Origin of the sequence: Haloarcula pelagica (assembly GCF_030127105.1) — an archaeon.
Taxonomy (GTDB): Archaea; Halobacteriota; Halobacteria; order Halobacteriales; family Haloarculaceae; genus Haloarcula; species Haloarcula pelagica.
Genome location: NZ_CP126161.1, coordinates 406,513 through 419,483, shown reverse-complemented (window position 1 = coordinate 419,483; position 12,971 = coordinate 406,513). Strand labels below are relative to the sequence as shown.

The 12,971-nt window shown below is 67.7% G+C and carries 15 protein-coding genes and 1 tRNA gene; 12 read left to right on the top strand and 4 right to left on the bottom strand.

The window, feature by feature from the left end; all coding sequences use genetic code 11:
- Window positions 1–7 precede the first annotated feature (7 nt).
- The 5 genes from P1L40_RS02280 (at window position 8) to P1L40_RS02260 (ending at window position 4,483) form a co-directional block, all read left to right on the top strand.
- Window positions 8–748 carry a proteasome assembly chaperone family protein gene (locus tag P1L40_RS02280; RefSeq protein WP_284009693.1) on the top strand — a complete coding sequence of 247 codons (741 nt, stop codon included), beginning with the start codon at window positions 8–10 and terminating at the stop codon, window positions 746–748.
- A complete protein-coding gene (gene sppA, locus P1L40_RS02275) occupies window positions 748–1,749 on the top strand; it encodes a signal peptide peptidase SppA (protein WP_284009692.1) in 1,002 nt (333 codons plus the stop codon). Before P1L40_RS02280 ends, sppA begins: the two co-directional genes overlap by 1 nt.
- 40 nt (window positions 1,750–1,789) lie before the next feature.
- Window positions 1,790–2,914 carry a DUF373 family protein gene (locus tag P1L40_RS02270; RefSeq protein ID WP_284009691.1) on the top strand — a complete coding sequence of 375 codons (1,125 nt, stop codon included), beginning with the start codon at window positions 1,790–1,792 and terminating at the stop codon, window positions 2,912–2,914.
- Between the two features lie 35 nt (window positions 2,915–2,949).
- Entirely contained in the window at window positions 2,950–3,672 is a 723-nt protein-coding gene (locus tag P1L40_RS02265; RefSeq protein ID WP_284009690.1) for a diphthine--ammonia ligase, read from the top strand.
- A 172-nt stretch (window positions 3,673–3,844) separates the two neighbouring features.
- Complete coding sequence (locus P1L40_RS02260; protein ID WP_284011099.1) at window positions 3,845–4,483, top strand: NUDIX hydrolase; 639 nt, start codon at window positions 3,845–3,847, stop codon at window positions 4,481–4,483.
- Between the two features lie 2 nt (window positions 4,484–4,485).
- Here the strand turns inward: P1L40_RS02260 and mce are convergent, their stop codons facing one another.
- The 3 genes from mce to P1L40_RS02245 all read right to left on the bottom strand — a co-directional run bounded on the left by mce (window position 4,486) and on the right by P1L40_RS02245 (window position 7,141).
- Entirely contained in the window at window positions 4,486–4,875 is a 390-nt protein-coding gene (mce, locus tag P1L40_RS02255) for a methylmalonyl-CoA epimerase (RefSeq protein WP_284009689.1), read from the bottom strand.
- A gap of 58 nt (window positions 4,876–4,933) precedes the next feature.
- Window positions 4,934–5,326, bottom strand: coding sequence for an SHOCT domain-containing protein (locus tag P1L40_RS02250; RefSeq protein ID WP_284009688.1), 393 nt, complete (start codon window positions 5,324–5,326; stop codon window positions 4,934–4,936).
- Window positions 5,327–5,458: 132 nt separating this feature from the next.
- Entirely contained in the window at window positions 5,459–7,141 is a 1,683-nt protein-coding gene (locus P1L40_RS02245; RefSeq protein WP_284009687.1) for an acyl-CoA mutase large subunit family protein, read from the bottom strand.
- 253 nt (window positions 7,142–7,394) lie between these two features.
- On the opposite strand from P1L40_RS02245, the gene P1L40_RS02240 reads away from it, so the two are divergent.
- From P1L40_RS02240 to P1L40_RS02215, 6 genes are all read left to right on the top strand, one after another.
- Complete coding sequence (locus P1L40_RS02240) at window positions 7,395–8,102, top strand: DUF8071 domain-containing protein (RefSeq protein ID WP_284009686.1); 708 nt, start codon at window positions 7,395–7,397, stop codon at window positions 8,100–8,102.
- 188 nt (window positions 8,103–8,290) lie between these two features.
- Window positions 8,291–9,136, top strand: coding sequence for an NOP5/NOP56 family protein (locus tag P1L40_RS02235; protein ID WP_284009685.1), 846 nt, complete (start codon window positions 8,291–8,293; stop codon window positions 9,134–9,136).
- The gene (locus P1L40_RS02230) at window positions 9,133–9,759 is read left to right on the top strand and encodes a fibrillarin-like rRNA/tRNA 2'-O-methyltransferase (RefSeq protein WP_284009684.1); all 627 of its coding nucleotides are present in this window, start codon (window positions 9,133–9,135) and stop codon (window positions 9,757–9,759) included. Before P1L40_RS02235 ends, P1L40_RS02230 begins: the two co-directional genes overlap by 4 nt.
- Window positions 9,760–9,811: 52 nt before the next feature.
- Window positions 9,812–10,894 (top strand): glutamate--cysteine ligase, encoded by a 1,083-nt coding sequence (locus P1L40_RS02225; RefSeq protein WP_284009683.1) that lies wholly within the window; start codon window positions 9,812–9,814, stop codon window positions 10,892–10,894.
- Between the two features lie 397 nt (window positions 10,895–11,291).
- Window positions 11,292–11,813, top strand: coding sequence for a helix-turn-helix domain-containing protein (locus P1L40_RS02220; protein ID WP_284009682.1), 522 nt, complete (start codon window positions 11,292–11,294; stop codon window positions 11,811–11,813).
- Between the two features lie 70 nt (window positions 11,814–11,883).
- The gene (locus P1L40_RS02215) at window positions 11,884–12,372 is read left to right on the top strand and encodes a phosphopantetheine adenylyltransferase (RefSeq protein WP_284009681.1); all 489 of its coding nucleotides are present in this window, start codon (window positions 11,884–11,886) and stop codon (window positions 12,370–12,372) included.
- 1 nt (window position 12,373) lies between these two features.
- Here the strand turns inward: P1L40_RS02215 and P1L40_RS02210 are convergent, their stop codons facing one another.
- On the bottom strand, window positions 12,374–12,682 hold the full coding sequence (locus P1L40_RS02210; RefSeq protein WP_284009680.1) for a cyclin family protein: 309 nt from the start codon (window positions 12,680–12,682) through the stop codon (window positions 12,374–12,376).
- A gap of 91 nt (window positions 12,683–12,773) precedes the next feature.
- On the opposite strand from P1L40_RS02210, the gene P1L40_RS02205 reads away from it, so the two are divergent.
- Window positions 12,774–12,857, top strand: a tRNA-Leu gene (locus P1L40_RS02205).
- Window positions 12,858–12,971: the final 114 nt, after the last annotated feature.

Genomic DNA, 12,971 nt, shown 5'->3' with positions numbered 1-12,971 from the left:
GTCGAGTATGGCACACGTACAGGTACACCGGGAGGACATCGCCCTCGACGAGCCGACACTGGTCGAGGGGCTCCCCGGACTCGGCCTCGTCGGGAAGATCGCCGCCGACCACCTCGTCGACAGCTACGATATGGAGTACTACGCGTCCTGTCACTGTGACGGCCTGCCGGAGATCGCCGTCTACGCGGAGGGCGACCCCACCGTTCGACCGCCCGTTCGCATCTACGCCGACCCCGAGCGGGACCTGCTCGTCCTCCAGAGCGACGCCCCCGTCTCGCCGTCGGGTGCGACGGAGTTCGCCGGCTGTCTCGTCAGTTGGTTCGCCGCCAACGACGTGACGCCGCTGTTCCTCAGCGGGATGCCGGCCGATCAGGACGAGGAGCCCCCGGCGGTGTACGGGATCGCGACCGGCGACGGCGCCGCAATGCTGGAGGACGCCGACATCGCGCTCCCGAGCGAGGCCGGCGCGGTCACCGGTCCGACGGGGGCGCTCATCCACGAGGCCCAGCGGACCGGGCTGACCGGCGTCGGGCTCGTCGTCGAGGCCGACCAGCAGTTCCCGGACCCGGCGGCGGCACGCGCGCTCCTCCAGACTGCCATCGGGCCGCTCGGCGATGTCGAGATCGACACCGAGGCGCTCGTCGAACAGGCCGACCAGATCGCGACGGCCAAACAGCGGCTGGCCGAACAGCTCCAGGAGTCCGGGGACGACAGCACGAGCGCGCGGCCGCTGGGGATGTACCAGTAATGGTCTCGACAGCGGGACTCGCACGGCTCGGGATCGCACTCGTCGCGGCCGTCGTCGCGACCGTCCTCGGCTGGCTCCTCTTCCTCCGGTTCTCGGTGGACCTGGCGGACCTGCTCGGTGTCCTCCTGGTGATCGCGACGGTTCTCGGCGCGCTGCGGGTCGCGGGGAACGTCGGCGAGGCGCTGTTTCCCTCCTACAACGTCGCCGAGGTCGCCGTCGAGGGGCCGATCACCCGCGACGGCGGTGGCGGGCTCACGACCCCGCCCACCAGCGCCAGCGCCGACGACATCGTCGATCAGATCGAACGGGCCGACGAGGACAAGGGCGCTCGGGCGCTTCTGGTGAAGCTGAACACACCCGGGGGCCAGATCGTCCCCAGCGAGGACATCCGGCTGGCGGCCGAACGGTTCGACGGCCCGACGGTCGCTTACGCGACGGATGTCTGTGCCAGCGGCGGCTACGACATCGCGGCCGGGTGTGACGAACTGTGGGCCCGCGAGGGGTCGATCGTCGGCTCGATCGGCGTCATCGGCTCCCGTGTCAACGCGAAGGACCTCGCCGATCGGGCGGGGCTCTCCTACGAGCAGTTCACCGCCGGCGAGTACAAGGACGCCGGGACGCCGCTGAAAGAACTCACGGAGGACGAACGGGAGTACCTCCAGGGGATCGTCGACGACTACTACGATCAGTTCGTCGAGACCGTCGCCGAGGGGCGCGAGATGGACAGCGAGACGCTGCGAGAGACGGAGGCGCGGATCTTCCTGGGCGAGGACGCCGCCGACCGGGGTCTCGTCGACGAGATCGGGACCCGCCGGGAAGTCGAGGCGTCCCTCGGCGATCGGCTCGGCGAGGAGACGACCGTCCGGGAGTTCACGCCCGAACGAGGGATCACCGGGATGCTCCGCGGTGGCGCCGCCCGGGTCGCGTTCGCGCTGGGGGCCGGCGTCGCGAGCGCGTTCGACGCGGAGGGGGAGGTCGACGGCGTCTCCTTCCGTCGGTGACCGCGAGGGTTTTTTGTTTCGCGGGCGTCTCTGGCAGGGTGTGACAACGCTGGTGGTGTGTATCGATCGGGACAGCCCCGTCTCGACGGCGTACCCGGTCGTCGGCCGGTCAGCCGTCGAGCCGCTCATCACCGAAACCGGTGTCGTCGACCCCGAGGACAGTCGAGTGAACTGCCTGCTAGAGGGGCTCCGTGTCGCCGACGAACTGGACGCAGAGGGCAGCGACCCCCTGCTGGCCGTCGTCGGCGGCGGTACCGACAGTGTCGGGACCGACCGACACATCGCCACACAGGTCGAAGACCTCGTCGAGACACACGACCCGGACTCCGCCATCGTCGTCGTCGACAGCGCCGACGACGAGCAACTGGTTCCCATCATCGAGAGCCGCGTCCAGGTCGACGCCGTCGACCGAGTCGTCGTCCGGCAGGCCCGCGATATCGAGTCGACCTACTACCTGCTCAAGCAGTTCCTCGCCGACGAGGAACTCCGGAAGACGGTGCTGGTCCCACTGGGTCTGGCGATGGTCGCGTTTCCGATCCTGCTGGTCGTCGCCAACAGCACGACCATCGCTATCGGCGCCATCGCGGCCGCCGTCGGCGTGTTCCTCATCTACAAAGGGCTGGGGATCGACGCCTACCTCTCGCGGCTCCCCAGCGAGATCCGCGAGGCGCTGTACTCGGGGCAGGTGTCACTGGTGACCTACGTCGTCGCCGTGGGGCTCTCGCTCGTCGGGCTGTTCGCCGGCGCGCTGGGCGTCTCAGACATCCAGAACCCCGCGACGTTCGTCCTGGTCAACCGGTTTGCCTTCGACAGCGTCCCCTGGCTCACCGCGGCCGCGCTGGCGGCCTCGCTCGGCCGGCTGCTGGACGAACTGATCCAGCGTGAGGGGATCCGCAGTGCCTACGTCAACCTCCCCTTCGGCGCGGTCGCCGTCGGTCTCGTCGTCCGCGGGTTCTCCGCGTACTTCCTCGAACGGGGCGGCGTCTTCGACGCCTTCCGCGTCGCCAGAACGGACCTCGGCGTGGTCGTCGTCCAGGGGTTCACGATGGAGGCCGGGACCCGGTTGGCGGTGTTCATCCTCGCGGGCATCCTCATCAGCCTGCTCGGTGTCCGGGTGGCGGCCTACGTCAGCCGGACCGACATCGAGAGCGAACTGGCGGAATAGACAGCGATTTACACCGTCGCCGGCTACCCGCTGGCATGACAGACGGCGCGTGGGTCTCGCTGTTCTCCGGCGGCAAGGACTCCTCGTGGGCGCTGTACCGGGCGCTCGAACGCGGCTACTCGGTCGAGCGACTCGTGACGGTCCACCCCGAGGGCGACTCGTACATGTACCACGTCCCGGCGACCCGCCTGGCGAGCCTGGCAGCCGAGAGCATCGGGATTCCGTTGCTGGAGGTCGAACCCGACGACTTCGGCGCCGACGACGTTCCCGACGCCGGCGTCCAGGGCGACGAGGAACTCGAACCGCTGGAGGCCGCGCTACGCGACCTCGATTCGGACCTCGACGGCGGTATCAAGGGAGTTACCGCCGGCGCAGTCGAGAGCGAGTACCAGACCACGCGCATCGAAGCCATGGCCGAACGGCTCGAAGCGCAGGTGTTCGCCCCGCTGTGGCAGGAAGACCCCAGAACGCTGGCGGAGGCGATGCTCGACGCCGGCTTCGAGGTCCGGATCATCCGTGTGGCCGCCTACGGGCTGGACGAGTCCTGGCTCGGTCGGACGCTCGACACCGATGCCCTGGACGAACTGGAGTCGCTCAACGACGAGTACGGCGTCCACATCCTCGGCGAAGGCGGGGAGTTCGAGACGCTGGTGACAGATGGGCCTCACATGGATCGGCGGATCGAACTGGAGTACGACACCGAGTGGGACGGCACGCGGGGAACGCTCCGGATCGAGGACGCCCGGTTGGCTGAGTGAGAGTGTGGGCACTCCTCGTCGGGAGTGCCGGACTGCCACCGCGTCGTTTATCCGCCTCGGCGGGTACCTCCCAGGTATGACAGAGGAAGACGAGACACAGGGGGCGGGTGGCGGCGGGTTCACGATCAACTGGGACGAGGTCGACGAGGAGACGCGCGAGGAACTGGAGTCGATGGCGGTTCCCGAGCCCGAGGAGACCGATGTCGACATCGCCGACAAGGTCAACGAACAGAACGTCAAGGGGCGGATCGATCGGCTGGAGGCGTCCTACGGCGACGTTCCGGTCACCGAGGAGACGTTCGAACTCTCTCCCGAGGAGTACACTGAGGTCTACTCGGCGACGAACGGGACCGGTTACGACGGCAACAGCGTCGTCTTCGTCACCCGCGACGGCGAGTCGCTGCCGGACCTGAGCGAGAACATCCCGGAACAGGCCGCTCACGACACCCGCGACCGGGTCCTGATGGTGCTGGGCCGCGGCGCCGACCTGTGGGCGCTCCCCGGCGACGGGAAGGGGGGCCAGTACGAGTCCTTGCAGGAGACGACCGTCCGTCGCGTCCACGAGCAGACCGGTATCAGATGTACGATCACCGGCGTCGAAGCGGTGTTCCACCGCAAGTACTACCCCGACACCGACGCCGACGGCTCGGTCCACACGCTGGATGTCTACTTCCAGGCCGAATATCTGAAGGGATCGCTGGATGTCGACGAGTCGGAACTGACTGGCGCCGCGTGGTTCGCCGAGCCTCCGGACCGGCTGACCGAAGGGGCCGAGCAGATCTGGGAGCAGTTCGTCGACGCCGACGACTGAGCTCAGTGCTGGACGAACTCCACGAGCACACCGCCGGTCGTCCTTGGGTCGAGGAAGGCGACCTCGTGGCCCCACGCGCCGGGGCGTGGCTCCCCGTCGATGGGGTCGATGCCCGCGTCGACCGCGGTCGCGATGGCCGCCTCGATGTCGTCGGTCGCCAGCGCGAAGTGGTGGATTCCGGGGCCGTTGCGGTCGAGGTACCGCGGAATGGCCCCCTCTGCATCGGGCAGCGGTTCCAGGAGCTCGAAGTAGCCGTTCCCGAGGTCCAGAAACGTCACCGAGAGCCCGTCGAACGTCTCCTCGTGTGCGACGGGCGCGTCGAACGCTGCCCCGTACAGATCGGCGAGCGCGGCGGCGTCGTCGGTCGCGACGCCGGCGTGGTCGAAGCGCATGGGCGCGGTTCGTCCGGACGGTATTTAACTCCGAGCCGCCGGCTCGCTCTCGGTATCGTCACTCCTCCCGGAGCCGTTCCAGCCGGCGCTCGAACTCCTCGTCGCTCAGTTCGCCGCTAGCGTAGGTCCGTCGGAGTTGTTCGACGGCGGGATCGTCGTCCCCGTCGGTCCCGATCGATCGGACGAGCAGGTAGCCGAGGCCGACGACGCCGGCGACGAACAACACCGGAACGACGAGACCGAGTCCCCACAGCCAGCCGGGGCCGCCACCGCCGCCCCCGGCCATGCCGCTGCCGTGCATCCCGGTGCCCCACATCCCACCGCCGTACATCCCGCCGCCCATCGTCCCGCCGGTCAGCATCCCGAAGCTCATCACGAGCACGGGCAGGACGAACAGTGCTCCCAGGATGAGGACCACGACCGCGGCCAGTCGACGCTCGCTCGTCGTCACGGTCGATCACCCCGACGGTAGTCACGTTCCATACCTGACGATACGAGCGTCTCGTTCAATGCGGTTGCTGTTCGGATTCCAAAGTCGAATCTCCGAAAGACGTTCGAATATAAAGCCGGACTGTCGACCGGCTCACATCGACGAGCCGGGCTGGTACTCCCCGAAGACTTCCCGGAGCACGTCACAGATCTCGCCGGTCGTGGCCTCGGCCTTGACCGCGTCGATCAGGAACGGCATGAGGTTCTCGTCGCTCCGGGCGGCGTCGTCCAGCGCAGCCAGCGCCGTCTCGACGGTCTCGTCGTCGCGATTCTCCCGCAGAGCGGCGACGTTGTCTTTCTGGGCCTCCTCCAGCGCTTCGTCGACCTCCTCGATGTCCTGCTCGCCTTCCTCCTCGACCTCGTACTCGTTGACGCCGACGATGATCCGGTCGCCGGCCTCCTGTTCCTGCTGGCGTTCGAAGGCGACATCCTGGATCTGGCGCTGGACCCACTGGCTCTCGATGGCCTTGCGCATCCCGCCGCGGTCCTCGACCTCCTCGATGAGCGAGCGGGCGTCTGCCTCCAGGTCGTCGGTCAGGGACTCGACGTAGTAACTGCCGGCCAGCGGATCGATGGTGTCGGCCGCACCGGACTCGTGGGCGAGGATCTGCTGTGTGCGAAGCGCCGTCCGCACCGACTCCTCGGTCGGCAGGCCGATCGCCTCGTCTTTCCCGTTGGTGTGGAGGCTCTGGGTCCCGCCCAGGACGGCGGCGAGCGCCTGGTACGCCACCCGGACGACGTTGTTCTCGATCTGCTGGGCGGTCAGTGTCGAGCCGGCGGTCTGGGTGTGGAACTTCAGCTGTTTGGACTTCGGATCGTCGGGGTCGTACCGCTCGTCGATCAGCGAGGCCCAGAGCCGACGAGCGGCCCGGAACTTCGCGACCTCCTCGAAGATGTTGTTGTACGAGGCGAAAAAGAAGGATAGTTGCGGCGCGAACTCGTCGACGGCCAGTCCGGCATCGATGGCCGCTTCGACGTACGCCAGCCCGTTGCCCAGCGTGAACGCGATCTCCTGAGCGGCCGTCGAGCCGGCCTCGCGGATGTGATACCCCGAGATCGAGATGGTGTTGAAGTTGGGCACCTCCGCCGCACAGAACTCGAAGATGTCGGTGATGAGCCGCATCGAGGGCTCGGGCGGGTAGATGAACGTGTTCCGGGCGATGTACTCCTTGAGCACGTCGTTCTGGATCGTCCCCCGCAGTTCCTCGCGGTCGACGCCCTGTCGGTCGCCGACGGCGATGTACATCGCCAGCAACACCGCCGCGGGGGCGTTGATCGTCATGGAGGTCGACACTTCGTCCAGCGGGATGCCGTCGAAGACCGTCTCCATGTCCCGCAGGGAGTCGATGGCGACGCCGGTCTTGCCCACCTCGCCGGCGGCCATGGCGTCGTCGGAGTCGTAGCCCATCTGGGTCGGGAGATCGAACGCCATCGAGAGGCCGGTCTGGCCCTGTTCGAGGAGATATGTGAACCGCTCGTTCGTCTCGCGGGCGGTCCCCATCCCCGCGTACTGACGCATCGTCCAGAGCCGACCGCGATACCCCGTCGAGTAGACGCCGCGGGTGTACGGCTCCTGGCCCGGGAACCCCAGGTCCTCGTCGTAGTCCAAGTCGGCGACGTCGGCCGGGGTGTACAGCCGAGCTACCTCGTGCCCCTCCGTATCGGTGGTGAACGTCTCCTCGCGTTCGCCGAACCGGTCGACGGTCGGCTGGACCTCGCTGTCTTCCCACTCGGCTTTCGCCTCGCGGATGCGGTCCAGCTCCTCGGGGTCGAACATGCCCGAGGTGTCGGCCGGCGCCGGCTTAAGCGTTCGCTCGATCGCCGGACTGCAACTCACTGTCCCGGTCGTGCTGGGCGTCTGGTTCCTGGCCGGCGCGACCTCGGTCTGCCTCGTTCCGGCTTCGACCGCGAACCCGACCGGGCCACGCAACTGCTCCCCGGTAGAACCACACTGTCTCCGCGATCTGTCGCCTCGGTCCGGTGTCGACACATCTACAACTACTAAGTCCGTGGGGATCGACAGTTCTAGTGTGTCCCCTGACATGTCCCCCCTGCGAAACGGTATCGGTACTGCCGCCGCGGCGTTCGTCGCCACGCTGACCTGGATCGCAACGTCGCTCCGAACGGTGTCTCGCGTGTGCCGACGCGTGCTCGCCCGGAGCCTCCACCTGACGCGGAACAAGTTGGCCGCCGGCAGGAAACAGGCTACCAGCGTCGCTACCGGGCCCGGAAAACGCTTCGTGACCGGCCCCGTCCGAGTGTTCGCCGTCGGGCAGCGAACCGACGTGTCGATACTCGCGCTCTTGCTCGCGCCCGTACTGGCGGCAGCTAGTGCGTGGTGGGTCGGTTCGACGGTCGGCTACGGGACGCTCACGGCGTGGGTCCGTGGCACCTGGGCCGGCACCGATCCCGCCGTCGCGGTCTTCCTCGCCGTCGGCGCGCTCGTGGCACTCGCCGCCGTCAGTGCCGCGATCAACTCCGGACTCCTCCCGACGTACGTCCTCGTCAGCGCGCCCGTGTTCGGCGCCGCCGTCACTCGGTACGGGACGACCGTCACCTACTCGTGGGGGACGGAGGTCGTGTCGCTCCCCGACGCAGTCGGTGTCGCACTGCTGCTCGCTCTCGGCTTCGGCCTCCCGCTCGCGGTCAGTGGGTTCGTCCTCGGGCGACTCCTCCGCCGCGTCGTCACCGTGCTGGGCGGTCGCTCTGGCCCTCATTCGCCAGTCGATCACTCCTGAGTCGTACGCTTAGCCTTCGCTCGCGGATCCGACTGTGGCTGCCTTCCTTCTCGGACAGTTTCACCCCTCCGTCACCCTCCCTTACACCGTCTGCGACGGTCCCTTCCGAGGACCAGTCTGAAACTCCCTCGCGTGTGCTCGCGTCCCGAACAATGACACCTATACGCCGCTGTGTCCAGAGTCCACGTATGACCGAGGACACTGGCGGCTGGTTCGTCGGGCTCGACCCCGACGACGGGGCGGCCGCCGTCACACGGATCAGGGACGGGCAGGCCGACGAACCGGCCGACTGGCCGACGCTGGCCGTCGACGCCGGCTTCGCCGCCGACCGCGAGGAGTACTACGAACGGCTGCACGCGGCGACGACGACCGCAGCCAGCGAGGCCGTCCGCGAGCGCGAGGGTGCCGACGACCAGCAACTCGTCCACGCCGTCAGAGCGATGGCCGACTGCGAGCGGACGGCGAACGAACTCGCGGAGCGGGTCAGCGAGTGGGCCGGGAGCCGCTACGGGGACAGCGGCGCCGGTATCGACTACGCCCGCGAGGTCGCAGCGCGCGACCCGGAAGACGGGACCGACAGCGCGCTCGTCTCGCTGGCCGAGCGGACCGTCGCAGTCGCCGACGAAGCCGACTCGCTGCGGTCGTTCATCGAGCAGGCTGCCCCCGCCGTCGCACCGAACCTCTCGATGCTGGCCGGGCCGGTGCTGGCAGCGCGGCTGGTCTCGCTCGCCGGCGGACTGGAAGCCCTCGCCAAGCAACCGAGCGGGACCGTCCAGGTGCTGGGCGCCGAGGACGCGCTGTTCGCCCACCTGACTGGCTCGGCGCCGTCACCGAAACACGGCGTGATCTTCACCCACGAGTACGTCCGCGGGACCCACCCCGACGAGCGTGGGTCGGCCGCCCGCGCGCTGGCGGGGAAACTCTCGATCGCCGCGCGGATCGACCACTACAGCGGCGACCGCCGGCCGGAACTCCAGGCGGAACTCGACGAGCGGATCGAGCGGATTCGCAGCCGCCGGGGTGAGGAACAGTGACGCTCCCGACCGGTGTCGAGCGACACGACTTCGACGGCGAGACGGGACTGGCGACGCGCGGCCCGCCGGTGTACGGCGAGGCGACCGACGGCGAGTGGCGCCGGTGGGACCCACACCGGTCGAAGCTCGGCGCGATGCTCGAACTGGGGATGGACACTGGACTTGTGGGCGGCGAGACGGCCCTGTATCTCGGGGCCGCGGCCGGGACCACCGTGAGCCACGTCGCCGATTTCGCCGGACCGACCTACGCCGTGGAGTTCGCGCCCCGGCCGGTCCGGGACCTGTTGTCGGCCGCCGAGGAGCGGGACCGCCTCTTCCCGTTGCTGAAGGACGCCCGCCGGCCCGAGACCTACGCCCACGTCGTCGAGCCCGTCGACGTGGTCGTTCAGGACGTAGCGACCCGCGGACAGGCACGGGTGGCCGCGCTCAACCGACAGTTCCTGGGCGAGGACGGGCGGCTCCTGGCGGCGATCAAGGCCCGGAGCGAGGACGTTACCGCGGCCCCCGAGGACGTGTTCGAGGGCGTCCTCGACGAACTCCGCGAGGACTACGCGGTGCTCTCGACCGAGCCACTCGCACCGTACCACGAGGACCACCTCGGGGTCGTCGCACGGCCCCGGTAGCGAGCGGCCGGTGACGGAAAACTTTAGCGCGTCGGTTCCGATTGCCAAGGCGATGGACGAGACGGGGTCGCGCGAGAATTTCACCCGGGAGGGGACGCTTGGTATCGAAGAGGAGTTCTACGTCGTCGACGAGTACGGCCGCCCGACCTCGGGGACGGACGAACTCGTCTACGAGTCCGAGCCGCCGGCGATTCTCGAAGACCGCCTGGACCACGAGCTGTTCAAGTGCGTGATCGAGACACAGACGCCCCGCATCGACGATCCTGGCCGGGCGCGCGAACACCTCACGGCGGTCCGGGACGCCCTGATCGACCACGCGACCGATCACGGGTTCGGGATCGCCGCCGCGGGCCTGCACCCGCTTGCGAAGTGGCGCGAACTCGAACACGCCGACAAGCCCCGCTACAGGGCCCAGTTAGATCGAATCCAGTACCCACAACACCGGAACACGACGGCGGGACTGCACATTCACGTCGGTGTCGACGACGCCGACAAGGCGGTCTGGATCGCCAACGAACTCCGCCAGCACCTCCCGCTGATGCTCGCGCTGTCGGCGAACTCGCCGTACTGGAACGGCTTCGACACCGGGCTCCAGTCGGCGCGAGCGAAGATTTTCGAGGGGCTCCCCAACACCGGGATGCCGACGGCGTTCGACGACTACGCGGCCTTCCAGCGGTACGAACGCCGGATGATCGAGAGCGGGGGCATCGACGACCGGGGCGAACTCTGGTTCGACGTGCGCCCCCACTCGGGGCTCGGAACCGTCGAGGTACGGGCGCCGGACGGACAGGCCGACCCGGATCGGGTCATGGCCTTCGTCGAGTACACACACGCGCTCGTGACGGACCTGAGCGCCCGCTACGACGACGGCGAGTCCACGTCGGAGATGCGCCGGGAGCTGTTAGACGAGAGCAAGTGGCGCGCGATCAGACACGGCCGAGACGCCGAGTTACTGGTGCCCGACCGCTCCGAGCCGCTGTCCGTCGACACGCTCGTCGACCGTGAATGTGATCGCCTCGATGTCGATGGTCTCCGCCGGTTGGCCGACGCCGAGAGCGGTGCGAGCCGACAGCGACGGCTTCGACAACGTAGTGTCGTCGAGCTAAGTGAGTCGCTTCGTCTCGACGAACCGTAGAACGGTCGGCGGCTCGGACGTGAGACGGATGCCAGTCACCCCCCGGTGACGTTTTGTCGGTTGTGGTCACCCACTCTGTGATCCGGTCCAGTGTCACACTGGCACTCACGGCGATCCGTCCCTGCGTCGCGTCGGCCGCGGACGCGATGGGGACGCCGCCGGTGGTCTGTCCGACCTGCGTGCCATGCGACAGACAGTAGTACTCACCACGGTGGTAAAATACCACAGGACCGCTCTCAATGCCGATAGCTGGCCGGCAAAACCACTGCTATTTATATACTAAATTACTACCAGATATGAAATAAACCAGATTGGTCCGGCCGCCCGATACGGCACGTCCCACCAGGAGGCGAGGATTTTTCATCGCCGACGCCTTTTGTCCTCCTAGAGACAACGCATGACGACTGACGACGACGCTCCGGAAGACCGAGACGAGGTACGGAACCGAATCGAACAGGAAGCCGATCGGGCCGTCGAACAGTTCGACGAGGGGCTCGTCGACCTGCTGTCGTGGCTGCTCGACACCGAGACGCGCTCGCGCATCTACGTCAACCTCCGGAAACATCCCGGGAGCACGAGCGACGAGGTTGCCGAGGGGACCGGCCTCTACCCGAGTACGGTCCGGGAAGCACTGGCCGCGCTGCACGACGAAGACATCGTGACACGGGAGAAACGGGAGAGCGACGGTGCGGGCAACAACCCCTACGAGTACAGCGCTATCGCGCCGAGCGAACTCGTCAACACGGTCGTCGGGGACGTGCAGTCGAAGCTCAACACCGTGTTCAACCTGGACGACTACCTCGACTCCGACGGCGGCCCGCTGCCCGACACCGAGTCCGGCGGCGACAGCGATCCGGTGACGATCTCCGTCGAGGACGCGGACCCGGACGACGACGAAGACGGCGACGACGAGGCCTGACCCCTGAGACGTACCCACGCGGAGGGGGAAAGTCGACACGACTAAACCGAGTCACGCCGTCCCCGTCGGTATGAATGTCGCGCTGGGGGGGACGTTCGACCCGATCCACGACGGGCACCGCGCACTGTTCGAGCGCGCGTTCGAGCTCGGGGATGTCACTGTCGGACTCACCAGCGACGCTCTCGCGCCCAAGACCCGGCACGACGAGCGCCACATCCGGTCTTACGAGGAGCGACGGTCGGCGCTGGAAGCGGAACTCGCGGCGCTTGCCGCCGAACACGACCGAAACTGGACTATCCGCGAACTGGCCGAACCGACCGGCATCGCGACCGAGCCACAGTTCGACGTGCTCGTCGTCTCGCCGGAGACGGAGACCGGCGGCAAACGGATCAACGAGATTCGCCGGGAGCGGGGCCACGACCCCCTCGAAATCGAGGTCGTCCCCCACGTCTACGCCGACGACGGTGACGTGATCTCTTCGACCCGGATCGTCCGCGGTGAGATCGACGAACACGGGAACCCCACGCCCGAGCGCGACGGCCGGGAGACCCCGTCGTAGCTCACCAAGACGGCGCGTCCAGTCCCGCCCGTTCGAGCACGTCCTTCCAGCGCTGTTGGATCGTCAGCCGAGAGACATCGGTGGCGTCTGCGACTGTGGTCTGCGATCGTTCCTGCCCGGCGACTAGTGCGCCGACGTAGATACTGGTCGCCATACTCGCCCGTTTCGACCGTTCCTGTTCGGGGAGCGACGACAGAAAGAGATCCACCGCGTGCGAACGCGCCTGCGTCCCGAGCCCGAGCCGGTCGGCCACCGTCTCGATCTCCGAGAGCCACTCCTGTTGTTCCACCCGATCGCTGGCTCGATACATACCCCCGTCTACTCCCCGACCGTACCTAAACCATCGTGTCCCGGACCGCAAACGAAGGCTTGATACGCCGGTCGGCGATACCGGAAAGTGCGCGCGGGTTGCCGAGCCAGGAAAAGGCGTAGCGCTTAGGACGCTATCCCGTAGGGGTCCGCCGGTTCAAATCCGGTCCCGCGCATGAGCGACCGAAGTGAGCGAAGAGCAGGACCGATTCGAACCCCGGACGGAACGCGCAGCGAGCGAGCATTTCTTCCGCCGGTTCAAATCCGGTCCCGCGCACTGATCGAGTTTT